Source organism: Enterovibrio norvegicus FF-33, assembly GCF_000286835.2.
Lineage (GTDB): Bacteria > Pseudomonadota > Gammaproteobacteria > Enterobacterales > Vibrionaceae > Enterovibrio > Enterovibrio norvegicus_A.
In genome coordinates this window covers 411,622-437,249 of the sequence record NZ_AJYD02000038.1, presented here as the reverse complement: position 1 = coordinate 437,249, position 25,628 = coordinate 411,622, and the positions used below count along the sequence as shown (strand labels likewise).

Below are 25,628 nucleotides of genomic sequence, written 5' to 3'. Positions count from 1 at the left end.
CCTGAAAATGTTGCCTACTGCTAGGAATTAATTTGATGGTTTGCCCTTAAGAAATGAAGAATCCGTATCTGTCATATGTAGAAGAATTAAAGAGGGCGCTCAAATGCTTAAGTTCGCCTGAAAAAGCGGAATCAAGTCGCCGCTATTTCCCCGAAGGAATTCATTGCATCGGGGCGTCTGCATCAGACATAAAGCGTGTTATTGATGATTTTCACGTTGAGCATAAGGCGTTGAGTGCGGCGGAAGTACTGTGTGTTACTGAGTATTTGTTAGAAAACGCAGAGTACAGTGAAGACGTGTTAGTGGCTTTTGGGTTGATAAACAAACTCGTCAAGAAAAATTATGACGACGATCTGATATTACGTTTTGAATTTTGGCTAGAAAACTACGCGTCAAACTGGTCTCACGTCGATGATCTGTGCATTAAAACGCTTTACCAGTTCATGCTAGCTCGGCCGCATTTGATTGTGACAACACAGCGATGGGCGCATTCGAACGTATCTTGGTGTAGACGTGCAAGTAATGTGGCTTGGGTGAAGTTTGTTAAGCGGAAGGTGGGTAAGTCTGTTTACTGCTTAGATAAAGATCTTATCTTTCAGCAGTGTGATCTGTTACTTAGCGATGACGATGTTTTTGTTCAAAAAAGCGTTGGATGGTTGCTTAAGGTGACATCTATGCACCATAAAGATGATGTCATCACATATATCGAGAACAATTTTGCCAAAATGACAAGGCCAACCATTCGCTATGCAATCGAGAAATTAGATGCTGAAAGTAGAATGAGGTTACTTGCACTGACTAAATAATCATTTTTTCATGCACTTATTGTTACTAGTGCTGCTGAACCACGAATTTCGAAAAATGGGCTCGATTTTGGAGTATTATGCCGTAATTGAGTTGTACGAAGATGTCCATGTCCATGTCCACGACTATACCAATTAAGAATGTTAATCCCCCCGAAGTTTCCTGTTCAAACTGTCGAGCTTGTTGCTGTCGCTTGGAGGTCATGATCATCACTGACACGGGCGTTCCTGAAGAGCATATTGCTTTCGATAAATGGGGGGGTGAAACGATGTTGCGCTTGGATGATGGCTGGTGTTCAGCATTAGACCGCGAGACATATATGTGCACGATTTATGAAAATCGCCCGTGGATTTGTCGAGAGTTTGAAATGGGTTCTTGGGAATGCAGAGACGAAAGGGCAGAACTGGATTCTCTATAGTGTCGATGTCCTTTGCACAGGTTTTAAACGCCAAGCCGAATTACACGAATTGATAGGCGCAACAAACAGGCGCAAAAATAATGGGCAGAATAATCTGCCCATTTTAATATGTCGCTTAGTTGCAGCTGTAAGCCGTGTATTTAGCCAAACAGCCCTTGCATGACCAACTTAGGCGTGCGGTCTTCTTTGAACAAACCCCAATGCTTCTCAGGCTCTTCAGGGTGTGCATCGCCTTTCCATGGTTCATCGAAAGCTTCAAACACGAAAGTCAGGATCTTTTCGCTTCGTGTCCAATCCAATAATTGCTCATAGTAAGCGGCTTGAATTTCCTCAGATGCATTCCATGCCTCTATACCACGGCCATTAGAGGCAGTCGCCCAACCTGCTTCTGTGATGATCACTGGCTTGTCAGGGTAGCGGTTTGCAACAGCAAAGTAGTTATCCTTTGTGTATCCCAGCGCATCATCGATGGTTTTGTATTCCCAAACCGGATAAGTGTGCAGGGAGATAAAATCCAACTCTGCAACTAGCTCATCCAGTTTGTATGTCCAAGGAACATAGTTTTCGCAGAAAGTGACAGGCTGTGAAATTTCAGCTTTCACACGCTTTACGTGTTCAACCAGCTTCTCTACTGAAATCAAATGGTCTGTCCACTCGACGCTCGCCTCATTGCCGACAGACACGTAGCCAACGGTATCTGGGTAAGCGTTAGCAAGATCGATCAGTCGTTCAATCTCTTGCTCGTTGGCTTCGCGGTTTGCTTGCAATTCTTCTTCGCTGAATTGCGCTCCCCAAGGGCAACCTGGATTATTCATCTCTGCGGCGACATCTGCGCCCAGCATGACTTTAAAATCCAGACCTTCGTTTTGAATAACATCTAAGACTAAGCGCGCATGTGTGCTGCAGTCATAAAGGCGTAGGGCAGACCAGTTCTTTGAGAGAATTAACAAGTCTTCCTTCACTTGGTTATACGACGGGTAAATCCCTTCGCGCGGGTTTTGCCCTTCACGATATCCTGAATAACAAATAGCGTTTCTGTATTCCATAGCATTTTACCTTTTCTCTTATTACTTATAGTTAGATAGAACAAGACGATTCGGAGAATGCATTGATTAAGCGTTGTACTTAAAATTGCCGTCTTTGTCCCAAAGCCCCCAATAGGCACCGACTGCACCTTCGTCTTCAACTTTCCATGCTTCGTCAAAAGATGAGAAATAGAAGACTTCGATGTTTTCTTCCTCTGCCCAAGCAAAGGTGTCGATAAAGTATTTCATTGCATTCATTTCGGATGGAATGGCGCCACGTTCAGCGACACCTTGATTTGGCCAACCTGTCTCAGAGACAATGACGCGTTTGCCATTTCCAACTTTCATTGCGCGGTGGTACATCTCTTTCATGTAAGGCACAGCAAAGTCTGCCGGACAGCCTTCCCAGAAAGGGTAGCAATTGGTCATGACCACCTGACAAGCGTCAGTCACGCGGGGGTGGTTTTCAAACAGGAAGTAGGCGTCGACATATCCCACTTCTACATTGGGCAGTGCTTCTTTTGCACGGTTGATGTAATCAATCAAATCGTCTTCTGACAGGTCACCGCGCAACAACACTTCATTGCCGATGGCTAAAACATCAACATGACCCGCTTTCGCTACTTCAATCGCGTTAATAAATTCAATTTCGTTCTTTTCTTTGTCGTGATCAATCCATACGCCGACCATGGTTTTTAGACCATATTCTTTGGCGATCTTGGGAATGTTCTCGTGTCCTTCCGTGCAGGAAAATGAACGCACCCAATTCACATGGGGAACAATAATTTTCAATCTTTCGTGGATCTGCGCTTCGCTGATCTCAGAACCCGGACCTTGTCCATCGATGTATGGACTGAAGGAAATACCATGAATTTTGTTATCCACGATCTGGCGCGTTTTCTTTTTCAACTCAATTAACCCATCGCCGTTGTGATACGAAAGGTGGCTGATTCTGCTGGACACTGTCTGACTCCCTCTGGATATCGCTATCCTACTGTTATATCGCATTATTATTCAGCGACTTATGTTTTTTTACGCGCAGATTTCATCTTATGAGCAATTCAACGTGTTGCATTAGAACAGCAAAAGAAAGCGCTTTCTTTTTGATTTTTGCCACAAGCTGCACATAACACAACCAACAATATTGCGAAGGTAAACATGGATCACATTTGTTGTTTTATTGATGTTAACTTTTGCTGGTAAGTGTTTGGGCGCATATGTATTGGTGAAAATGCTTGAAAAACATAGAGTTAATTGTGGCGGTGCAGCGGTGAATTTTATGCAGAAAAGCGCTTAGAAAATCATCAAAAATAGCGGGTTTCTATGCACAGCTAACTGACCGAAATGATGAGGTATCTATACAAAGTTGAGATTGGCTAACGCGAATATTGGACTTGTATTTGTTTAGTGTGTGAACGAAGTTGTTGAGATGAATGGCAGACAGTTCAATTTATTTCAATGAAAGGGGAGAAAGGGAATTTAATGCGAAAAGAACGGGCACGTTTCCATGCCCGCCAGAAATGCTACACCGTAAACTTATGCACCAGTTCATTCTGGCTAACGGCTTGTTTATCTAATCGCTCACTGGCCCCCGCAACGTTTTGCATGGCGCTGTAACTGCTATCGGCAATGAAGCTGATGTGTTCCACGTTACGTGCGATATCTGCAGATGTCGTGCGCTGCTCTGTTGCAGCTTGTGCAATCTGGCTACTCATGTCACTGATCATCATGATGATAGATTCAATTTCTTCCATGGCAGAGTTAGCATCTGAAGCCTGTGTCACGCTGTGGCTCATCTCATCGACACATTCCTGCATGACGGCGACGGCTTCACTTGATTGTGTTTGTAGCTTGCTAATCATCTCTTCGATTTCAGACGTGGAGTCTGATGTTCGTTTAGCAAGCACACGTACTTCATCGGCAACAACGGCAAAGCCTCGCCCTTGCTCACCGGCTCGCGCTGCTTCAATGGCGGCGTTAAGGGCCAACAAGTTAGTTTGGTCAGCAATGTTGCTGATCACATCCAAGATGGTTTCGATATTGGATGTCATCTCTTGCAAAGAAGAAACGACGTTCACCGAGTCATCTAAGCGAGTTGAAAGCTGGTGAGTGGTGCTGATACTGCGCGTCATGATTTCACGACCTTTCGCAGCGGCATCACTCACTTCCATCACTTTGTCCATGGTTTGTTGCGCGCTACTTGCCACATCTCGAACGGAGTGTTCCATTTGTGTCATCGCTGCCGCAACGGCCGTAGTTTGTTGGCGTTGCTCGTTGAGTTGTGCCTTGGCTGTTTGGGTGGTGGATTGGTTCTCCGCCGCCACTTGCGCTTGATCTTCTGCCGCATCCCTCAGTTGTTTCAAGATGCCTTGAAGGTTCGCCGCCAAGGTATTGATGTGATCCGCTAATTGGCCAAACTCATTGTGTTCTTTCACTTCGATGCGTTGGGTCATGTCGCCTTCAGTGATGGCTTCTAGAACGGCTAGCGTGCTGCTCAGTGGTTTACGAACGCTTCGGGCAATATGCCAGCCGATAAAGAAGGTAATAGCTAGAATCAACACACCGATAAAGATGGTTTGTCGTACGCCATTTTGGAACGAAGCGTTGGCCTGTTCGATAGAAGAGAGCATTACGCCGTCGGCTTGTTCACGAAATTGGTCGAGAATGGACATGGCATTATCAACTTCAAGGGCTAAGTTACCGATGTTGTCGTAAAGCTCATTGGTTGCCACCAAATAGGCATAATGTTGATCCAACACGCCGCCTTCACGGCTGACGTCATAAGTAAACGCATCGAGGTCTTTTTGGAATTTCTCCTTGAGATCTGGCAATTGAGATGTCAGGGATTTGAACGAGTAGTTGAGCTGTTTCACACTACGTTTGTTGCCTGAAATGGCTTTGGTGACATCGTTTAACTTGTTACTTGCTAGCGCATCTGAGGTATGAGTTTCAGTTTCTTGTAGTTTCTTGAAGTACGTTTTTGAAATGATCTTTAGGGTGGTTGAACCATTGTTTGCGACAAAGTCTTGCATACCAAGCGCAAGGGCTGTGTTCATTCGCTGGAATTGTCGTGCCGCTTTTATACCGTTTTCTTTTGCCGCTTGTTGGCGCTGAAAGTTACTCATAGCCAGGGACGCTTCAGCAAAGTAGCGTTTTTCAATCTCACGTAGAGTTTCGAGTTGGTCGCCCAATCCTTGTTGGCTTGAGGTTGCTTGATACAGGTTACCCAGTGCCACACCGAATTTTTGTCTGGCGGCTTCAAATTTGTCGAGCACTTGCTGACTATCGGTTTTATTGCCACTGGTTAGGTAGTCTTTAAAAACCTTGTCTGCGGCGAGAAGGCTAACGCTGGCTTCGTTCGACATTGAAACTAAGGGCAAGGCTTTCGAAGTGACGACCTCGAGTTGTTCGTGAATATTTTGAGAACTGTTTAGGTTCAATGTATTGGTTGCGATTAAGCTGACGGCCAGTACCGCGAAACCTGCATACATTCGACGAATGACAGAACTCTGTCGTTTTTTAGCCATTTGTTTCCTCCCACTAGCCACAGGCTAATGTCTCCCAGAAATGCTGCCCAACATTGCGAGCCGCTAAAGTGTTACAACAGAAGGTGATTGATGGTCGCTAACCATACTTTCTTCCATTACTAAAAAAGTTGATTGATGACTTCTAACACATCGCTATTCTTATCATCCGCAAGTATTTCAAAAACTTTATGATTAAAATGTGTCGGCATTTCGAGTCTTTGAAGTGCGACGCAAATTTGTTGAGAAAGTGGTTAATAAGTGACTGATGATTGATAGGTGCATTTAGCTACCCATCATCAAATCACGCCGTTTTGTAACGAAAAGTAAAAATCGGGACAGACGCCTCGATTGAATTGGATAAAAACACTGTTCATTATTGCTCAATGTGTTTGTCTCTAGCATACTGACATCTTCATGAAATCATTCATTTGGAGCTGCCCGTGGCTGAAGAAACAATATTCAGTAAAATTATCCGTAGGGAAATCCCAGCAGACATCGTTTATCAGGACGATCTTGTTACTGCCTTCCGTGACATCAATCCCCGCGCGCCAAGCCATATGCTTATTATCCCAAACAAACTGATCCCAACCGTGAACGATATCGAAGCGGATGACGAAGCGGCAATGGGTCGTATGTTTACCGTGGCTCGCAAGCTAGCAGAAGAAGAAGGCATTGCTGAAAATGGCTATCGCCTCATCATGAACTGTAATAATCACGGTGGTCAGGAGGTGTATCATATTCATATGCACCTACTAGGCGGTCGTCCATTAGGCCCGTTGCTTCTCGGCTAATGAATCATCGAATTTTGCAAGCCCCTGTCGTATTGCTCAGGGCTCTTAGCGCATTGAATAAAAAACATATTTTGGTTGGCCTACTAAGTGTTGGGCTAATTGGCTGTGCCAATTTGTCAGTCCAAGGCTTGTTCAGTCATTACTCTGCCGGCTTAAAGCAAACTCATTTATTGGCTTCTCAAGGGGAATATGCGCAAGCGTTGGAAACCCTGCCAGAGTCCGTCGATGGTGAACTGTTGGATGGTATGGAGCGCGGTCGATTGGCCTTGCTCGCAGGGGATAGTGCTGCTAGTAAAGGTGGATTTGACCAAGCAGATCTCGCGGCGAGAGAGCAACAACAGCAAGCGATGATTCAAATTTCTGAAGGGTTTAATCAAGCGGGGTCACTGCTGACCAACGACAATATGTTGACGTATTCACCGCCGGATTACGAGCTGGGGTTCTTGCATCTGTATATGATGCTGGGCTATGTGCAGCAAGGTGATTTAACGGCAGCGTTGGTGGAAGCTCGTCGTGCTAATCAGGTTCAAGAAGACGCGCGTAAACTTCGAGAGTCAGAATTGAAGAATGCGACGGCTTCGGCCCAGAAAAACGGCATTTCTGATAATGTTGGCGCAGTGTTATCTCGCTATCCTGATGCTGGCTCAATGCTTGGTGCAGTGCAAAATGGGTATCTTTTTTATCTGTCAGCATTGTTGTATGAAGCGGAAGGGAGCCTTAACGGCGCGTTCATTGATTTCAGCCGAGCGTTGGCAGTTGCACCTGACAATCAATTTGTCGCCAGTGCCGCTATGCGTGTTGCGTTCAAGCAGGGGCGTAAAAACGACCTTAAACTGCTTGAACAACGTTATGGGAAATACCAACGGCCTTTGAATAGCCAATCTCAACTCGTGGTGATTAATGAGCAAGGTATTGTTAATGCTCGTCAGGATTGGCGTTTACCTATCTGGTTTTCAGACCGAAATGGCAACCTAGAAACCTACAGCTTGGCACTTCCGTATTACACTTCTTTTAGTGCTAGGCCTCAGAAGTCATTTCACATTGATGAATCAGATGTGATGCCAGAGGCGGTGGTCAATGTAAATGCCATGGCTCAACAAGCCTTGAATGAAGCGATGCCTGCAATGAGTGTTCGACAGATTTTGCGGGTTGTGGCGAAAAACGAAATGCGCAAGTCTCTGTCTGAAAAGGACGAAAGTGGTGTTGGCAATTTGGTCGCCAACATTTTTAATGTGTTGAGTGAGCAACCGGATACGCGCAGTTGGCAAACGTTGCCTGAAAGTGCGGGTGTATACAGTGGCATGTATTCGGCCGGCAAACATGCTATGACGGTTGATGGTCAATCTATCGAAGTCTCGCTTCAACCGGGTAAAACAACCTTGGTATGGCTGTCCCGACAAGGTGGGAAAGTGGTTCATTGGCAAGGGATTTTAGGAGGAATATGATGCGATATGCGGTGATGTTGCTATCAGCGGCGTTAGTATTGTCAGGGTGTGCAGCTAATACATCCGGAATCAGCATAGATAGCAGTAACCAGAATGTGGTTTTGGGTAACGCTGTGCTGGGTAAATCACTGGAATTTGGCAATGCTAAAACCAGCGAAGTGAACGAGCGCTTATTGGCACAGGTAAAGGTGACCAACAAAAGCGGTGATGCTCAGAATCTTCAATACCGTTTTAACTGGTATGACGCACAAGGCTTGGAAGTCGACAGCGGTAAATCGCCGTGGCGACAGTTCACCATTTACGGTGGTGATTCGATCACACTTCAAGGTGTGGCATTGAACCCTGATGCGAAGAATTTTCGCGTGTCACTGCGTAACGTGCAGTGAAACGTCCATTAATCAAATTGACAGGTAAGTAGAATGAATAAAAGCGTGATTGCGCTGATGGGTGTTGCACTCATCATGGGTGGGTGTTCACAAAAGGTGAGCTACGGTGATGCTCAAGAAGTGGAAACAACCACCATTGAGTTTGGTTCGACAGATCTGCAAAAAATCGCTGTAGAAATGACAGACAGCATGCTGACTTCTGGTGCGGTTGCAGCGATTACGCGTGATAGCCGACCGATTGTGTTTGTCGAATCTATTAAGAACAAAACGGCCGAGCACATCGACACGGAATCCATCACTGATTCTATCAGCACGCGTATGTTGAAGTCGGGCAAGTTCCGTTTTGTTGATATGACCCGTGTTGAAGCGGTTCGTGACCAGCTTGATTTCCAGAATAACGATGCTCTGGTAAACCCAGGTACGGCGATTCAGTTTGGTAAAATGGTCGGCGCGCAATACATGCTGTACGGCAATCTATCAAGCATCAATAAGAGCGCGGGTAGCGACCAAGATGTTTATTACAAGATGACCATGCGTTTGATGGATCTTGAGTCTGGCTTGATCGAATGGGCTGACGAGACAGAAATCCGTAAAAAACAGTCAAAGTCTTTGATTGGATGGTAGTCCTTGTCGCTTTACGCTGAACAAGAAAAGGTCGCAGTTATTCAAAGACTGCGGCCTGATTTTATTATTCACGACGCCCAATTGCTTGATGGTGGTCTGAGTAACCGTTGTATGAAACTTTCTGCGTCAGATGGTCGGCAGTTTGTTTGGCGGCCAAAAAGCGAAGCCACCAAGGTGTTTGGTTTGAGCCGTCAGCATGAGCATGACGCTCTGCTGATTGCGTCCGAAAGTGGGCTTGCCGCATCGCCCATCGCGCTGTATTCGGATGGTTTGCTTAATGCTTGGGTACAAGGTGAGGTGCTTGATGGCATTGCGCTGGATTCAATAGCAATATTGCAGGCAAAGGTCCACGATCTCCCGCTGCTAGCCAATCGATTCGACCCCTTTGAGAAAGGTCTCCACTACTTCAGTCATCTTTCCCCCACGTTGATTTCAGACGACATCAAGGCTATTCATTGTCACTTTCAGCATCATGCATTCAAAAGTGAACTTGCGCTGACTACCTGTCATTACGATTTGGGCTATTACAATCTGATTAAATGCCCAGCAGGTGAACTAAAAATTATTGATTGGGAATACGCAGCATTAGGCGATCCTGCTCTAGATTTGGTGATGACTTCGCTTGCCAATGATATCGAACTTGAAACCTTGGTGAATCATTATTGTCGAATACGACGTATGGATAACGTGGCGCTATGGCAGGAAACCTGTGCCCGCTGGCTACCTGTGGCATATTATCTAGGCGTACTGTGGTTTTCACTGGGCTACCAATTATATGGACAGCCCCTTTATCAAGACCGAGCGTTGTGTTTTACCTCTGTATTGAAAGACAGTCTATTACAGTAAACGCGCACCAAAGAGGTACAGATGAAACGACGACATCATCCAATCCGAAATCTGTTTTTCGCTGCTCTTGCTGCGTTTTCTCTTGCTGCCTGTACCAATCAGTTTGCCTACAACACGCTGCCGTTTTGGATTGACTACTATCTGTCTGACTATGTGGACATGACATCTTCTCAGCAAAAACAGCTCGATCAAGATCTGGACGCTTTCCATGAATGGCACCGTCAGACTGAATTGCCACAAATTCAAGCATTACTGAATCAACTGAGGCGCGACACGGTCAAGCCGCTGTCTTATTCGCAGATAGGCGCATACCATCAGCGCGCGAATGAAAGGGTCAATGCATCAGTAGAAGGCTTAACGCCTGCGCTCGTTAATCTTATTCGTTCATTGAGTGATGAGCAGGCCGCTCAGTGGCTGAGCACAATGAATGACAAAATTGACGAAGGCGTCGAAGAAGCGAAGAAGGGAACGTTGGGAGAACAACGAGAGCGGCGACAAGATCGCTTAGTGGAGCGTGCGGAATTTTGGGTTGATACGGTCAACAAAAAGCAACAGCTTCAGTTGCTTGAAATGGCAACCTATCAGATAGAAATGCGTCCGGTGTTTTATGACATTCGTGACGAGCTGGTGGCGGAATTCGCCAATATTATCACCAACCGAAAAGCACCAGATCTAGCGCAGCGGCTCAATGCCTATTTCACTCGGCTGATACATTTTCAGAGTGATGAATATAAGAATGATATGGCTATCTATATAGGTCGACGTTATGAATTGCTTCAGCGAATCGATCGTAATCTCACCGATAAGCAGCGGAAGGCGTTAAGGGAAAAATTGACTTCGCTCAGTGATGATATTGCCAGCGTGACGAAACCTTAACCAATGCATGACGAATTTATTGACCCTCTCGAGGCTTTGATCTTTAACCTTAACTAATGTGTGTGAATGCGTGATAGATTGTGATATCAGCAAGGCAGAAACTGGCGTTTGCCATACGAGTGTGAGAAGGAGTTTCAGTGATTATCTATCTTCATGGCTTTGATTCAACAAGCCCAGGAAACCACGAAAAGGTCATGCAACTTCAGTTCATTGACCCAGATGTTCGTTTCATTAGCTACAGCACACTTCATCCCAAACACGATATGCAGCATTTGCTCAAAGAAGTCAGCAAGCACATTGAACTGTCTGACGACAAGCATCCGATAATATGCGGCGTGGGTCTTGGTGGTTATTGGTCTGAACGTATTGGTTTTCTTACTGGTTTAAAGCAGGTGATATTCAACCCAAACCTGTTCCCACAAGAGAACATGGAAGGCCGAATTGATAGGCCCGAAGAGTATGCTGATATCGGCACAAAATGTGTTGAAGATTTCCGTGTTAAAAATGCAGGTCGTTGTTTAGTCGTTTTATCGACAAACGACGAGTTACTGGATAATTCACGCAGCAAATCCACACTTAGTCCATATTATGAAATTATTTGGGATGAAGTGCAGGGGCACAAATTCAAGAGCATTTCTCATCATCTTCAGGCAATAAAAGCGTTTAAAGAGCAAGCTTAATATTCAGGTTTACTTTTGGGACATTCACACAAAGGACATGAGTTGTTACAGCTCATGTCCTTTGTGTTTTCATCACGTTATCAAACATCGTTAATCCCAACTGAATTGAACGTTTTCACTGCATTTGGCATGCATTCACAGATATAAAAATTGATTGAGATCAAGTGATCTGTATAATGGATTCGACTTATTGATCGTGACGTTGAGCGCAAAACACTAAAAACAAATAGCGCGAGAACAGAACCAAAATGAATAAAAAATCTGTTACTCACACCACCTCATGCGATCAAGATTTTACCTCACCTCCTACATACACCTTTTCTTTCATCACGCGTCACTAACGCGGGATGTAGCACAATTTTTTCGTATTAAAATCATGGTGAGGAAGTAATCGTGACCAAAATTATCGTAGTCGGTGGCGGTGCCGGTGGCCTGGAATTGGCAACCAAACTAGGCCGCACACTTGGACGTAAGGGACGCGCCAAGGTCACTCTTGTTGATCGTAAGGCAAGCCATTTATGGAAGCCTCTGTTGCATGAAGTAGCGACTGGTTCATTGGATGAAGGCGTGGATGCGATCAGCTATCGTGCACACGCGAGAAACCATTACTTTGACTTTCAGTTAGGCAGTTTGGCTAACATCGATCGTGACAATAAAACCATTCAATTGGCAGCGTTGCACGATGACGAAGATGGCGAACTGTTGATGCCTGAGCGTGAGTTAAGTTATGACATTCTTGTGATGGCGATTGGCTCTACATCCAATGACTTCAACACGGAAGGTGTTCGTGATCACTGCATTTTCCTAGACAGCCCAGAACAAGCACGTCGTTTCCGAAATGAAATGAACAACGAGTTCTTAAAACTTCATGCAAAATCTGGCAATGGCTCTGTGGATATCGCGATTGTTGGTGGTGGCGCGACGGGTGTTGAGCTCTCAGCAGAACTTCACAATGCGATTAAAGAACTGCACAACTATGGTTTCAAAGACTTAGACAGTTCTAAGCTGAACGTGACCTTGGTGGAGGCGGGCGAGCGCATTCTTCCTGCATTGCCACCGCGGATTTCAGGTGCAGCGCAGCAAGAATTGATCAAGTTAGGTGTAAATGTGCGCACCGCGACCATGGTTGTGAAAGCGGAAGAAGATGGTTTGACGACCAAAGATGGCGACAAGATCTCAGCGCAAATCATGGTATGGGCAGCAGGCATTAAAGCGCCAGATTTTCTGAAAGAGATCGCAGGGCTTGAAACTAACCGTATTAATCAGTTAGTGGTGAAACCTACACTGCAAACTACGCGTGACGACGATATCTTCGTGTTAGGGGATTGTGCAGCATGCGAGCAAGCTGATGGCACCATGGTGCCTCCGCGCGCTCAGTCAGCGCACCAGATGGCCAGTCGTTGTTTCTCAAACATCGTAGCGAAAATCACCGACCGTGAGTTGAAACCTTATATCTACAAAGATCATGGGTCTTTAGTGTCACTCAGTCGTTTTTCTACCGTGGGTAGCTTGATGGGTAACCTGACTAGTGGCTCAATGATGGTTGAGGGGCGGCTTGCGCGTCTGGTATACATTTCGCTATATCGCATGCATCAAATCGCGCTTCATGGGGTGTTAAAAACCGGATTGATGATGGTTGTGAGTCGAATTAACCGCGTGCTTCGACCGTCGTTGAAACTGCACTAAAATCTAATATTGAATATTAAGCGGCTGATTAGCCGCTTTTATTATACCTGATTGTTGGCTGGGTTCAGCGATGTTAAGCGTGGGTGTGTTGGGCGACTGATTTTTAGACTGCTAGGTTCTATTGCTTGGCATGCTGGGTGCCATGCGGATAATTTTTCAACAGGCAATGGTTTGGATTTAATGTAGCCTTGGATATACTCACAGCCTTGCGCGTTGAGCCAAGTCAACTGTTCGTCAGTTTCAACGCCTTCGGCAACGACCTCTAGTCCCAATACTCGCGACAACTGGATAATAGCGGCACATAAGGTGGATGATTTATCTTCTTCTCCGTGGATGCTGGTAATAAAGTGCCTGTCTATCTTCAATACATCAAATGCATATTGTTGTAGCACCGCGAGAGACGAGTACCCAGTGCCGAAGTCGTCAAGATAAAGGCGTATTCCGATATGTTTTAGCTCAGATAGCGACGCAGCAGTGGTTTTTCCATCTTCCATCAATATGGATTCGGTAATCTCAATGCCCAGCTTTTGATGGGGTATCGCATGTGTTTCCAGCAATGTCTTAACGAAGCCAATAAATGTAGGGTCATTGAGTTGTTTTGGCGATACGTTCACCGTGATCCCTGGAAAGTGATCATTTTCGGCGATTTTTTTCCATTGGGCCAACAAGCCACAAACGTTGTTCAGTACCCAGCGACCAAGCGCATGAATTTGGTTAGTGTCTTCGGCAATTGAGATGAAATCCATCGGAGAGATATTGCCAAGCGTTGGGTGGTTCCATCGAAGTAGTGCCTCAAAATGGGCGACATTTTCCCCTCTACATATTGGCTGGAAGACGAGAGAGAACTGTTTGTTATCGATGGCATAAGAGAGTTCTTGTTCAATATTGAAACGAGTTTGAATGCGCTTGAGCATCTTCTCGTTATAAAAGGTGATAGCTTCACCACTTGCTTTCGCGTGATACATCGCGATATCCGCTTGTTGAATAATGTCCAACAAGGTAAATCGATATTCGGTAATTCTTGAGATGCCGATACTTGCACCGACCTGAATGTTATGTCCGTCAATCATGTAGGGCTGATCGAGCGCGTCACGGTATGTGTTGGCGAAACGACGGGCGCTTTCTTGGTCGACGATGCCACTTAAACAAACAACAAACTCGTCCCCACCAAAACGGAAACTGCGATGCTTTTCTGGCGTTGCAAAATAAATTCTTTCTGCCACCGCCTGCAAAAGCTTATCACCGATAAGATGCCCAAGAGAGTCGTTCACCTGTTTGAACCTATCAAGGTCGATGAAAAGGATTGAAAAGCCGTCACTTTCACCAAGTTGTAGCTGCAATTGTTCCTGCTTGAGTCTCTTTTCAAGTGCGAGTCTGTTGTTGAGTGAAGTGAGGTTATCGTGATAGGCCTGAAAACGCAGCTTTTTGGTTTGCTCCTTAACCAATCGATTTGCCAGTTCAAGCCGGCTGGAATACGACCATACACAAACACTCGTCGCAAACGTTAATAGGATACCAAGTACTGTCATGATAATGCTGTATCGATACCCCATGAAGTTCTGATTGGTATGTGCGAAGGCAATCCAAAGTCCCTCTTCACTGCCGGGGATTTTAACCAAATGACGCACGGTTTCGGTATGAACATCCGGAGATGATGTTGACTCATCGCCGGATGAAAAGAGAAGCGAAGATGCGTCACCTTTAGCGCTAAATTGAGGCATCACCGAAATATGTAGATTATCGAGTGTCTTATAGTCAGGCCAGATGGCGGCAAAGAATGAATCAAAGTAGATGGAAGTAACAAGGTAGCCACGTAGTTTCTCGTTGTTCATTACCGCGGAAAAAAGACGAACACCGCTTCCCGTGTCCTGAACAAAAAAACTGGCTTCAGGTCGTCGCTGAAAGAAAGCTCTTTCCATCGCATAAGCAAATTGACACGTAGATTCTGCTCGCCAACCTATGTAGTTTTCTGCCTGATTTTGCGGTGACACATACAACACTGGGAAGGTGAAATCGTTCAGAGACCATGAACAATTGTCGGTGGTTTGGGGGAACAGTTTGTACCCGACGTAACTTTGGCCTTCTGTGTTTATCACTTGGTCTTCAAATTGGGAGCTGGAAACCTTGGCCACCTTCGGAAGCCAGAAAACCGAATGAATGCCAGACCCTTCTCGGGTGCTGCTGGCAAGGAATTGCTGGAATTTTTCTTTATCTAGACTTTCACTGCTCTGGAAGTACAACTGTGCGGTTAACTGCAGTTCATTAAAGGAGAAAAACGCTTTCTCGAGTACTTTGAGCTTTTGCTCTATCAATGTATTGAACGTACTTTGACGTTTTTCGGCTTCAAGATAGTTGACTGAAATGCCACTGCATATGGCGATAACGGTGCCGATAGCGCAGATGATCCAGTGAAGCTTTTTAGAGAATATATTTTTCATCGAACATGAACCAAGTGGTGCTGATACTCTCAATTATAAGAATCACTGTGACAGTTTCGTTCAGATATGATTTCAGTTACGTGACAGCGTTTTCCACTTTTCCATTCTTCTATTTTTTATTTATATAAATCAATGTATTGGAAATAATCCTGGAGGGGGCGATGTATCACGCTTTGGACGTTGTAGTGAGAAGTTGCGATGAAGCGCAATGCCCGAGAATCCTTAGATATTAATAGATGGGGATATGTTGATTGGCACGATAGAAGGTTAAAGCGCAAATGAGATTTAGTGAGAACGCAAAATGTCTTCGGGTATCAAGCTATACACCAAGCCTTCTTTAGGCGACCCGTCATACATGTAACGATTTCTCGCTTTGCATTCGTAAGTCGCCCCAAGCTTTTCTGCAATACGGATACTGGCTTGGTTAGCAGGGTCCATCACGAGTTCGAGTCGGGTTAACAACAAATGGCTAAAGGCGAGGGTTGCAGCAATTTCAGAGGCTTCATGTGCATAGCCTCGGCCTTGAGAAGCGGTCGCTATCCAATATCCTAAATTTGCCATGTTCGCGACGCTGTCTATGCTCGAGATGTAAATGCAACCAACGAGAGTGCCTGTCTCTATTTCAAATGCAGCCAGTTCGAAGCTGCTGCCCGTGAGCCAACCTTGACGGCTTCGGTTTATCCAAGCTTCAGCATCTAAATCATCAAACCCTTCATGGCACCAATCAAGCCAAGGCCCCACGGTATCTGAAGATTGGCTAATCGCATCGCGCAAAGCAATGACATCGATTCGATTTAGCGCACGCAGAAGAAGGCGCTCTGTTTGAAATTCCAAGTTAGCTTGCATGGTGTATACCGCAGTCATCTATGGTCAATGGGGAGTCCAAGTTAAAGCAGAGATAGATCAGTATAGATTGGTGCTTTAAAACAACGCCCTCATGAGAGGGCGTTGTTAACGGTGTTTATTCGGCGCGAGTAACTTGAATAATCAGTCCCATAAGTGGGTGATCAAGGTAGTGGATTTCACCACTGCGCATTCTGCGCTTTTGCTCGAAGGAATAGGGCTTGAGATATTTTTCAATTGCATAAGTACGCTCAAGCTTCTGGAAGCCAGCGAATTGGCTAGTATCACCCGTTTCGGTGATTTGAGTGCCATCAGTCATGATGCCGTCCAACTCAGTTTCTGGCTGGTTTGCTAGCGGTGCAGCCACTTCGTTGACATCTTGCAGGACTTTTCGCTCACCAGGCTCGCGAAGCACGAGGTCGGTTTCAATGAACAGATAGTGCTGAACGTAAACACGAATAAAACCGTCTAGCTCATACATCGAGCCGCTTTGTTTTTCTTCGCCCGCGTAGCCAGTAGTGGTGTTTAGCGGCGCATCTTTGGCTGTGCCATCAGTGTAGTATTCCTTGCCATAGTTTTTGCCTGCGGTGAAACGCAATTTTGGCATGGCATTCTTGCTGCCGTCATTCTGACGCCAAGCGGTATGCAAGAGAGGTTTGAAACCAGCATGATTGGCTAATCTGTTGTATTCCGCATTCAATTGCCAATCACTCTTTGGCAGCAATTGGATCCCTCTTGCTGATAGTGTGGCCGAGTCGAACACAGAAACCGCATTAGAGAAATTGATGTTAGGTTGCGAATCCGGCCAGTTTTCCTGAACGTTATCAGGGCTCTGGTTGCGTTTAAATACAATCACTTCAACGTCAAACCAACGTTCTGCGATTGATGGCCAGCTAATGGTGCACAGCAGCAGGAAAATTAGCTTTTTCAAAGCATTACTCCGTTAATAGCATCTCGTCGCCTGTTCTCAGGCGACCAATAGGTTGTCAGCAAATTGAATCAGTAGTGTTTCGACAAACTCGACCCGTGCTCTGCGATCAGTCAATGATTCGACAATTTTGAGCTTGGTAGGTCCGTCGAAGCGATATCGAGTTGGGTGCGATTGTAACAGACCCACTAGGAAGCCGGGATCAATTTGGGCGTTTTGGTTAAACTCGATCACACCGCCTTTGTCGTGGGCATCTATCTTACGTACACCCAGTTTCGCTGCATCTAGTTTGATTTGCTGCACCTTTAATAGGTTCGATGCGGCATCCGGTAGAAGACCAAAACGGTCGATCAGTTCAACGCGCAATTCTTCAACGTCATCCTGAGAGCGTGTGCCTGCAATTCGCTTGTAAAGCGACAGTCGGGTATTGATATCAGGAATATAGCTGTCGGGTAGTAACGCAGGTAGGCGTAATTCAACATCGGTTTGTTGGTTCAGCAAATCTTCTAAAGACGGTTCTTTGCCATCTTTGAGTGCTTCTACCGCTTGCTCCAGCATCTCCATGTATAGCGTGAAACCTACCGAGTGAATTTGTCCGCTTTGTTCTTCGCCCAGTAATTCACCTGCCCCACGAATTTCTAAATCATGGGTTGCCAAGGTGAAACCAGCGCCCAAATCTTCCAACGATGAAATGGCTTCAAGACGCTTAACAGCATCTTTCGTCATGCGTTTTGGATGCGGGGTGAGCAGGTAAGCATAGGCCTGATGGTGTGAACGACCGACACGCCCGCGCAATTGGTGCAACTGCGCGAGGCCTAAACGGTCTGCGCGATCCATCAAAATGGTGTTCGCTGTCGGGACGTCAATACCCGTTTCGATGATGGTGGTACACACCAATACATTGAAACGCTGGTGGTAGAAATCCGACATGATGCGCTCGAGTTCGCGTTCACGCATTTGCCCATGTGCCACGGTAATGCGTGCTTCTGGTACGAGTTCTGCAAGTTCGTCGGCGGTTTTTTCAATACTGTCGACATCATTGTGAAGGAAATAAACTTGGCCACCACGCATGATTTCGCGAAGCAGTGATTCTCTGATCGTGGCATTGTCCCGCTCACGAACAAAGGTTTTGATCGCCAGTCGGCGTGACGGTGGTGTGGCGATGATCGACAAATCACGCATGCCGCTCATGGCCATGTTTAAGGTGCGAGGGATTGGCGTGGCGGTGAGCGTTAAGATATCGACATCTGCGCGCATCGCTTTCACTTTTTCTTTTTGACGTACACCGAATCGATGTTCTTCATCGACAATCAGTAAACCCAGATCGTTATATTTCACATCACTTTGTAGGAGCTTGTGTGTGCCGATCAAGATGTCGACTTTACCTTCTGCACAATCTGCCATGATCGCTTTTTGCTCTTTCGCGGATTTAAAGCGTGAAAGCACTTCGACACGAACGGGCTGGTTAGCGAAGCGGTCACGGAAGTTTTCAAAATGCTGCTGAGCGAGCAGGGTAGTCGGCACGAGAATAGCGACTTGTTTGGCGTTATTTACGGCGAGGAAAGTTGCGCGCATTGCGACTTCGGTTTTACCAAAGCCGACATCACCACACACTAAGCGATCCATGGCAAGAGGTTGGCACATGTCTGATAAAACAGCATTTATCGCTTGGGTTTGATCGGGCGTTTCTTCAAACGGGAAGCCGGTACAGAAATCTAAATAGGCTTCACGATCATGTTTAAAGGCAAAACCGACTTTGGTCGCGCGCTTGGCATAAACATCGAGAAGCTCTGCGGCGACATCTCTGACTTTCTCTGCTGCTTTTTTCCGTGCTTTTTCCCATACTTCGCCACCAAGGCGATGCAGTGGGGCGGTTTCTTCTGCACCACCACTGTAGCGGCTGATCAGGTGCAATGAAGCGACAGGCACGTAAAGTTTCGCGCCTTGCTGGTATTCCAACGTGACGTATTCGGTTTCAATGCCACCCGCTTCGAGTGTTTGTAAGCCTAAGTAGCGCCCAACACCGTGTTCAAGGTGAACAACTGGCTGTCCAATCTGCAATTCTGCTAGATTTCGGATCATGGTGTCATTGTTGGTAGTGGCTTTTTTATCGCCACGGCGACGCTGTTGAATGACGCGTTCACCCAGCAAGTTACTTTCACAAATGAGCGCAAAATCTGGACTTTCAGCGACAAAGCCTATTTCGGCAGGGCCGACAATCATGGCGTAAGGCGTTGGCGCATTGAGCGCTTCGTCTAATGTGGTGCAAACTAGTGGGCGAATTTTGATCCGCGCGAGCAGATCCAGCATGGCTTCACGGCGTCCCTCCGTTTCCACTGAGAACACAATCTTGCCTTTGAAATCTTCTGTGAACTTACGCAGTGTACCCAATGGCTCTTTGAGTTGCTGATTGACGGTCAGTTCTGGCAGCAGTTTTACCGGGGCATTAAACCGACCTGCTTTTTGCTCTGTTGTACCAATGTCGAGTTTGATACGGGGGTAGGCTTTAAACGCACCAAACAATTCTTCAACGTTTTGCCAAATATCGATCGGCGGAAGCAAAGGGCGAAGCGGATCAACGCGACGTTGATCGAAACGATACTCGGCGTCGGTCAGGAATTGTTTTGTTGCAGCTTCTAGGTCACCTTTGGTGAGCAGTAGCGTATCGTCAGGCAGATAATCAAACAGCGTTTCTGTCTGTTCAAAAAACAAAGGTTGCCAGTATTCGATACCTGCGGGCCATGTTTTCTTGCTGACTTGTTGATAGATAGATTCGGGTTCGCGTCGCGCTTCAAAACGCTCTCGCCAACGCACACGGAATTGCTCAACGGCGTCGTCATCGGTTGGGAATTCGTGAGCGGGAAGTAAGTTAATGTGCTCAAGCTCTTGCGTCGAACGCTGATTCTCAGGATCGAACTCTCGAATGGTGTCGATTTCATCATCAAAGAAATCGATACGATACGGTTGGTTTGAGCCCATCGGGAACAGGTCAAGTATCGAACCGCGGCTTGCATATTCGCCGTGCTGGATTACTTGGTCAACGTGGCGATAGCCAGAAAGCTCGAGCTTATAGCGCAATTTCTCAAGAGAAAGTACATCGCCTTTTTTCACCATGAGCGCATGTTGAACCAAGAAGGAGCGTGGCATAACGCGTTGCAGCAAAGTGGAAACGGGAATAATCAATATGCCAGCGGTTTGCTGGGACAATTGATAAAGGCGTGCGATACGATCTGAAATAATGTCTTGATGCGGCGAGAAATTGTCATAAGGCAGCGTTTCCCAATCGGGGAACACATGGCACGCTTGCCCGGTGAATTGTTGGATTTCGGGCTGTAATCTAAGGGCCGTTTGGTTATCTGGTACAACGAGCAGCATGAACCTATGCTGCTGGTCAGCCAGATTGGCAATGGTTAAAGGCAGTGAAGCGCCAAGAAGATTGGCAATAACACGTGTGTCACCTGCTTTGGTTGGTGCAGGCAAATCAAATAAAGCGTTGTCTGTCATGAGTCGGGGCTTAATTATCTCGTTCTAATGCGCGCTGTCGGAGGAGTTTCTGCTGTTGATGCAATGCAGCACGTATCAGCACATCTCGGTCTTCTTCTTGAAGGCGAATGTATTTCATGCCCACGGCGTATTTACCATTTTTCTCTTTGCAGCCATAAACGCTACCGTAACAGTAAATTGCTGAGGGTGGGTTCTCAAGAAAGAGTTTAAGGCGAATATGTTGGCCTTTTTGAAAAGCTTTCTTTGCAATGAAAGTCAGGCTGCTCGCACCGAAGGTTTCGGTTTGATAGCGCAGTTTTGGATTATCTTGTTGAGCCAGCATAAAACCGAGGAGCAAATTAATTTTTTCATTCTGAGCAATAAGATATTTACTCAGTGCATGGCCATCATCATGGCGTAGCGCGTGAATTTCCTTTTCGACGCTACTGTCAATGTCGCCACATTGGCTGGCGATACGAAACGCAACGGGGATTTCACGACCAAACTCTACCTCTGAAGGCACCTGCTCGCCGTCACCTAATTCTTCAACATTGATTTTTAGGTGCGCATGCACGGAAAAGTATTGCTCTTGACTCATGATGTATCCTAATGCTTTGTAATCTGTTGATTATACCCAAACTGACCCATTATGCATGTTTCTACGCGAATAACGCCGTTTCCAGTTTTGAGGGAAGAAATCGGGTATATGCCGCTTTCGTTTTGTTTCGCAAGAGCGGATGGGGTCAAAGGTTTAAGAAGAATGGAACGATTTGCCCGAAAAAGCGCCTAACCGCTGATTGTGAGTCGGCGTTTCGTGGCAATCCGCTGACCTAAAAGGTATTCTTGCAACTCATTACACTCGAAATTTAACGGTCTGCTGCGGTGTTTATACTTGGGTGTCTACCAAGCAGACTGAATCACTCGTTGAGAATTCAATTTATGTTTCACCCGTTATCGGTGTTTATTGGTCTGCGTTATCTGCGCGGGCGATCAGGTGATAAGTTTGGGCGGTTTGTGTCGTACATGTCGACCGCAGGTATCACAATTGGTGTGATGGCGTTGATCACTGTGTTATCCGTGATGAATGGCTTCGAAGGGCAACTGAAACACCGTATTTTGGGGGTCATTCCTCAAGCGGTTATTTCTGGTGACTCAGAGTTAGCGCCGGATGTTAATACGATCGCTAAGTGGGAGAGTGTGGTTGATACTGCGCCCATCGTGAGCACGGATGCGGTGGTGCAAAGCCCTGTATCTATCGGAGCAGGACGCTTGTTGGGTGTTGACCCTGGTAGTCCTGAACCTATTCGAGAGTTTATGGTTCGAGGCTCATTTGATCAGTTGCTTCCGGGCAGTTATAACCTTGTGCTGGGGCGAAAAACCGCGCGCTCGCTAGACGTTTCAGTCGGCGATAAGGTCCGTGTGATGATCACGAGTGCAAGTCAGTTTACGCCTGTGGGGCGTATCCCTTCTCAGCGAAATTTTACTGTCACTGGTATCTATGACACTGCAACGGATGTTGACGGTCAACTTATGTTTGCCAACTTGAATGATGTGGCGAGATTGATGCGCCTACCTCGCTCACAACCTGCCGATCTTCGTCTTTTCATCACAGACCCATTCGACGTGCCGACTCTTAAGCAAGTGGCAGAAACCATGGGTTATGAATGGTCAGATTGGCGAGAACTGCGCGGCGAGTTATTCCAAGCGGTGAAGATGGAAAAAAACATGATGGGCTTAATGCTAAGCCTGATCATCTTGGTGGCGGCATTTAACATCATTTCAGCATTGATTATGGTCGTAATGGAAAAGCAATCGGAAGTGGCGATATTGAAAACACAAGGCATGACCCAGAAAAACATCGTGGCGCTTTTCGTGGTTCAGGGGGCGAGCAGTGGTGTGATTGGCGCCATGCTTGGTGGTCTGTCGGGTACGCTGTTGGCCATTAACATCAATGAAATTATGCACCTTTTTAATGTTAGCTTGCTAGGTAACGGCATAGCACTGCCTGTTGTTGTGAAACCTGAACAGATTCTATCTGTTGTCTTGGGCGCGATTGTGCTCAGTCTTCTTGCTACTTTGTTCCCGTCATTTAAGGCGGCTTCTGTTCGTCCAGCTGAGGCGCTTCGCTATGAGTAATGCATTGTTAACCTGTTCAAACGTCGTTAAAACCTATCAAGAAGGCGAGTTGAATACTCAGGTGTTGAAAGGTGTGTCTTTTTCGATTGATAAAGGCGAACTGGTAGCGATTGTGGGTGCGTCTGGCTCAGGTAAGAGCACCTTGCTCCACATATTGGGTGCATTGGATACCTTGACTGAAGGTACGGTGCATTTTGATGGGAAAGATTTGATCAAAATGCGCGCCTCTGAGCAGGCCACACTGCGCAATCGTAATATCGGTTTTATTTACCAGTTCCATCATCTTTTGGCGGATTTTACCGCGTTGGAAAATGTGGCGATGCCGTTGATGATTGGCGGAGAAAAACCGGTGGAAGCAAAGCGCCGTGCATTGGAGATACTGGAAGCGGTGAGTATGGCGCATCGCGCAGAGCACAGACCTTCCGAACTGTCTGGCGGTGAGCGCCAGCGTGTTGCGATTGCGCGCGCCGTGGTTAATCGTCCTGCGTTGGTGCTGGCTGATGAGCCGACCGGCAATCTCGATCATAAAACGGCGTTAGATATTTATGATTTGATGCGTCAGCTAAATCGTGAATTTAATACGGCATTCTTGGTGGTCACGCACGATAAGGAACTGGCGAGCAAGATGGATCGGCAGTTATCGATGTTGGATGGTCAGTTTGTTGAGCAGCAACAGCCAGAGGCCGTCGCACCATGATTGAACCGTTAGCGCTGTTTATTGGGCGTCGATTCAGTAAAGCGAAGCGCCGCAACAAGCTGGTGTCATTTATCTCTGTGTCTTCCATGATTGGTATCTCGGTGGGCGTGATGGTGATCATTGTTGGGCTGTCAGCCATGAATGGTTTTGAGCGCGAGCTGAATAATCGCGTGTTAGCCGTGATCCCACATGCGCAACTTGAGGGCGTGAATACACCCGTCAATGCGTGGGAAGAAATGCAAGAAACCGCCGTTGCGAATCCACGAGTGGTGGCGGGAGCGCCTTATGTCACCTTGACGGCGCTGTTGGAAAAAGGTGTAAACCTTAAGCCCGTTCAGCTCCGTGGGATCGACCCGTCACAAGAAGCCAACGTCAGCAGTATTAGCGACTATGTACTGGGGGATGGCTGGGCGTCACTCACGGCAGGAAATAATTCAGTTGTGCTGGGTAAAGGCATTGCTGATGCGTTGAAGGTTAAAAAAGGCGACTGGCTCACCGCGCTGGTGCCTTCTCCTGATCCTGAGCTTAAGCTGCGAGCGCCAAAACGTATTCGCCTCCAAGTATCGGGGATTCTGAGCTTGGGAGGACAGGTCGATCACGGGCTGGCCTTAATTCCAATTCAAGATGCACAGCAATACCTTGGCATGGGTGAAGCGGTATCTGGCGTGGCGTTGAAACTGAGCGATCCTTTGGATGCCAGAAGCATTGTGCGTGAGGTGGGCCAAACGCTGAAAGAGTATGTGTACCTTAAAAACTGGACGCAGGAATACGGCTTCCTTTATCGCGATATCCAAATGGTGCGAGCCATTATGTATCTGGTCATGGTGCTCGTGATCGGCGTCGCCTGTTTTAACATTGTTTCGACGCTCATGATGGCGGTGAAAGACCGCGCAGCAGACGTGGCTGTGTTGCGTACCATGGGCGCAAAAGATGGATTGATTCGATCTATTTTCGTCTGGCATGGCTTGCTGTCTGGTTTGTTTGGTAGCTTGATTGGCTCGGTGGCAGGGTGCTTGATTGCGCTTAATCTCACCACTATCGTGGGCGGCATTGAACGCTTAACGGGGCAAGACTTTCTCTCAGGCGACATCTACTTTGTGGACTTCTTGCCGACTGAACTGCATTACAGCGATGTGTTGATGGTGTCTGTGACAGCGGTGGTGTTGAGTCTTTTGGCGACGTGGTATCCGGCTCAACGTGCCTGCAAACTACAACCGGCATCGGTATTGAGTGCGAGGTAGTGTTTAGTGAATAGATTATGCACCAAGTCTTTTGATTACTTCGATGATATCCCATTGATATATCATCAAGTTACAGAGAATAGATATAACAGCGTCTAATCTGTCGCAGCCGATGAATAATTAAAAAAATACCCCGCCATTGCGGGGTATTTTTGTATCTGCTGCTGAGTGCTCATTGACTGTGAGGTTACTCAGGTATGTCTCGGCTCTTTCTCTTTAGTGATTTCATTTTTGGTAATCGCAAACGACGTTTTTGCCAGCTTCTTACGACTGAATAACGCCAAAGCCCTTGAACACCAAAATAGCCAACGATGGCAAAGAAAATCCCACAGACTAAACAACCGAGCAGGAATGGAGGGCCAATCTGATTCATTTGACTAAACAGGAAATCCCACGTCAGTTCAAAATGAAAATGAATATTGGGTGTTCCCAGCAACCATGCTCCCACCTTGTAGGAGCCATAAAAAATCACAGGCATGGTGATGGGGTTGGTGATCCAAACCAACGCAATCGACAGGGGCAAATTAACCCCAAACATGATGGCAAGACCTGCCGCCATGATCATTTGGCTGGGAAGGGGAATAAAAGCCATAAAAAGGCCAACGGCGAATGCACCGGATGCAGAGCGTCGATTCAAGCACCAAAGGTTCGGGTCATAAAGCAGATTGCCAAAGACCGCGAGCGCTTTTTGTTTGCGAATCACGTCGTGTCTGGGAAGAAACTTTTTAAATATTTTTCTTGGCATAGGTATTCT

22 protein-coding genes are annotated in these 25,628 nt (G+C 46.5%); 13 read left to right on the top strand and 9 right to left on the bottom strand.

Annotated elements, in window-relative coordinates:
- The first annotated feature begins 53 nt into the window (after nucleotides 1-53).
- Nucleotides 54-806: a DNA alkylation repair protein gene (locus tag A1OO_RS10200; protein ID WP_017002952.1), complete on the top strand. Its 753-nt coding sequence runs from the start codon at nucleotides 54-56 to the stop codon at nucleotides 804-806.
- A 113-nt stretch (nucleotides 807-919) separates the two neighbouring features.
- A complete protein-coding gene (locus tag A1OO_RS10190; protein WP_083248057.1) occupies nucleotides 920-1,222 on the top strand; it encodes a YkgJ family cysteine cluster protein in 303 nt (100 codons plus the stop codon).
- A 140-nt stretch (nucleotides 1,223-1,362) separates the two neighbouring features.
- Here the strand turns inward: A1OO_RS10190 and A1OO_RS10185 are convergent, their stop codons facing one another.
- The 3 genes from A1OO_RS10185 to A1OO_RS10175 all read right to left on the bottom strand — a co-directional run bounded on the left by A1OO_RS10185 (nucleotide 1,363) and on the right by A1OO_RS10175 (nucleotide 5,774).
- Nucleotides 1,363-2,268: a glycosyl hydrolase family 17 protein gene (locus A1OO_RS10185; RefSeq protein WP_016962384.1), complete on the bottom strand. Its 906-nt coding sequence runs from the start codon at nucleotides 2,266-2,268 to the stop codon at nucleotides 1,363-1,365.
- Between the two features lie 66 nt (nucleotides 2,269-2,334).
- The gene (locus A1OO_RS10180) at nucleotides 2,335-3,210 is read right to left on the bottom strand and encodes a glycosyl hydrolase family 17 protein (RefSeq protein ID WP_016962383.1); all 876 of its coding nucleotides are present in this window, start codon (nucleotides 3,208-3,210) and stop codon (nucleotides 2,335-2,337) included.
- A 560-nt stretch (nucleotides 3,211-3,770) separates the two neighbouring features.
- Nucleotides 3,771-5,774 carry a methyl-accepting chemotaxis protein gene (locus tag A1OO_RS10175; RefSeq protein WP_016962381.1) on the bottom strand — a complete coding sequence of 668 codons (2,004 nt, stop codon included), beginning with the start codon at nucleotides 5,772-5,774 and terminating at the stop codon, nucleotides 3,771-3,773.
- Between the two features lie 440 nt (nucleotides 5,775-6,214).
- On the opposite strand from A1OO_RS10175, the gene hinT reads away from it, so the two are divergent.
- The 8 genes from hinT (at nucleotide 6,215) to A1OO_RS10135 (ending at nucleotide 13,108) form a co-directional block, all read left to right on the top strand.
- The gene (gene hinT / locus A1OO_RS10170) at nucleotides 6,215-6,565 is read left to right on the top strand and encodes a purine nucleoside phosphoramidase (RefSeq protein WP_016962380.1); all 351 of its coding nucleotides are present in this window, start codon (nucleotides 6,215-6,217) and stop codon (nucleotides 6,563-6,565) included.
- The gene (locus A1OO_RS10165; protein ID WP_017002951.1) at nucleotides 6,565-8,010 is read left to right on the top strand and encodes a COG3014 family protein; all 1,446 of its coding nucleotides are present in this window, start codon (nucleotides 6,565-6,567) and stop codon (nucleotides 8,008-8,010) included. Before hinT ends, A1OO_RS10165 begins: the two co-directional genes overlap by 1 nt.
- Nucleotides 8,010-8,396 carry a YcfL family protein gene (locus A1OO_RS10160; RefSeq protein WP_016962378.1) on the top strand — a complete coding sequence of 129 codons (387 nt, stop codon included), beginning with the start codon at nucleotides 8,010-8,012 and terminating at the stop codon, nucleotides 8,394-8,396. Before A1OO_RS10165 ends, A1OO_RS10160 begins: the two co-directional genes overlap by 1 nt.
- 33 nt (nucleotides 8,397-8,429) lie before the next feature.
- On the top strand, nucleotides 8,430-9,020 hold the full coding sequence (lpoB, locus tag A1OO_RS10155) for a penicillin-binding protein activator LpoB (protein ID WP_016962377.1): 591 nt from the start codon (nucleotides 8,430-8,432) through the stop codon (nucleotides 9,018-9,020).
- A gap of 3 nt (nucleotides 9,021-9,023) precedes the next feature.
- On the top strand, nucleotides 9,024-9,866 hold the full coding sequence (locus A1OO_RS10150; RefSeq protein WP_017002950.1) for a phosphotransferase: 843 nt from the start codon (nucleotides 9,024-9,026) through the stop codon (nucleotides 9,864-9,866).
- Nucleotides 9,867-9,887: 21 nt separating this feature from the next.
- Nucleotides 9,888-10,742, top strand: coding sequence for a DUF6279 family lipoprotein (locus tag A1OO_RS10145; RefSeq protein WP_016962375.1), 855 nt, complete (start codon nucleotides 9,888-9,890; stop codon nucleotides 10,740-10,742).
- A 137-nt stretch (nucleotides 10,743-10,879) separates the two neighbouring features.
- Nucleotides 10,880-11,422, top strand: coding sequence for an alpha/beta hydrolase YcfP (gene ycfP / locus A1OO_RS10140; RefSeq protein WP_017002949.1), 543 nt, complete (start codon nucleotides 10,880-10,882; stop codon nucleotides 11,420-11,422).
- 393 nt (nucleotides 11,423-11,815) lie between these two features.
- On the top strand, nucleotides 11,816-13,108 hold the full coding sequence (locus tag A1OO_RS10135) for an NAD(P)/FAD-dependent oxidoreductase (protein ID WP_016962373.1): 1,293 nt from the start codon (nucleotides 11,816-11,818) through the stop codon (nucleotides 13,106-13,108).
- Between the two features lie 41 nt (nucleotides 13,109-13,149).
- Here A1OO_RS10135 and A1OO_RS10130 read toward each other — a convergent pair whose 3' ends face one another.
- From A1OO_RS10130 to A1OO_RS10110, 5 genes are all read right to left on the bottom strand, one after another.
- Entirely contained in the window at nucleotides 13,150-15,546 is a 2,397-nt protein-coding gene (locus tag A1OO_RS10130) for a bifunctional diguanylate cyclase/phosphodiesterase (protein WP_017002948.1), read from the bottom strand.
- Between the two features lie 285 nt (nucleotides 15,547-15,831).
- The gene (locus A1OO_RS10125; RefSeq protein ID WP_016962371.1) at nucleotides 15,832-16,410 is read right to left on the bottom strand and encodes a GNAT family N-acetyltransferase; all 579 of its coding nucleotides are present in this window, start codon (nucleotides 16,408-16,410) and stop codon (nucleotides 15,832-15,834) included.
- 97 nt (nucleotides 16,411-16,507) lie between these two features.
- Entirely contained in the window at nucleotides 16,508-17,320 is an 813-nt protein-coding gene (locus A1OO_RS10120; RefSeq protein WP_016962370.1) for a peptidoglycan binding protein CsiV, read from the bottom strand.
- Nucleotides 17,321-17,356: 36 nt separating this feature from the next.
- Complete coding sequence (gene mfd / locus A1OO_RS10115) at nucleotides 17,357-20,821, bottom strand: transcription-repair coupling factor (RefSeq protein ID WP_016962369.1); 3,465 nt, start codon at nucleotides 20,819-20,821, stop codon at nucleotides 17,357-17,359.
- A gap of 10 nt (nucleotides 20,822-20,831) precedes the next feature.
- The gene (locus A1OO_RS10110) at nucleotides 20,832-21,398 is read right to left on the bottom strand and encodes a PilZ domain-containing protein (RefSeq protein ID WP_016962368.1); all 567 of its coding nucleotides are present in this window, start codon (nucleotides 21,396-21,398) and stop codon (nucleotides 20,832-20,834) included.
- Between the two features lie 341 nt (nucleotides 21,399-21,739).
- Between A1OO_RS10110 and lolC the strand changes: the two genes are divergently transcribed.
- Genes lolC through lolE form a run of 3 tightly spaced genes read left to right on the top strand, consistent with a single transcriptional unit; the run spans nucleotide 21,740 to nucleotide 24,874 of the window.
- Complete coding sequence (lolC, locus tag A1OO_RS10105) at nucleotides 21,740-22,936, top strand: lipoprotein-releasing ABC transporter permease subunit LolC (RefSeq protein ID WP_016962367.1); 1,197 nt, start codon at nucleotides 21,740-21,742, stop codon at nucleotides 22,934-22,936.
- Nucleotides 22,929-23,633 (top strand): lipoprotein-releasing ABC transporter ATP-binding protein LolD, encoded by a 705-nt coding sequence (gene lolD / locus A1OO_RS10100; RefSeq protein ID WP_016962366.1) that lies wholly within the window; start codon nucleotides 22,929-22,931, stop codon nucleotides 23,631-23,633. Before lolC ends, lolD begins: the two co-directional genes overlap by 8 nt.
- Entirely contained in the window at nucleotides 23,630-24,874 is a 1,245-nt protein-coding gene (gene lolE, locus A1OO_RS10095; protein ID WP_017002947.1) for a lipoprotein-releasing ABC transporter permease subunit LolE, read from the top strand. Before lolD ends, lolE begins: the two co-directional genes overlap by 4 nt.
- Before the next feature lie 187 nt (nucleotides 24,875-25,061).
- On the opposite strand, the gene A1OO_RS10090 is transcribed toward lolE, so the two are convergent.
- Nucleotides 25,062-25,619 carry a DUF2062 domain-containing protein gene (locus A1OO_RS10090; RefSeq protein WP_016962364.1) on the bottom strand — a complete coding sequence of 186 codons (558 nt, stop codon included), beginning with the start codon at nucleotides 25,617-25,619 and terminating at the stop codon, nucleotides 25,062-25,064.
- Between the last annotated feature and the right edge of the window lie 9 nt (nucleotides 25,620-25,628).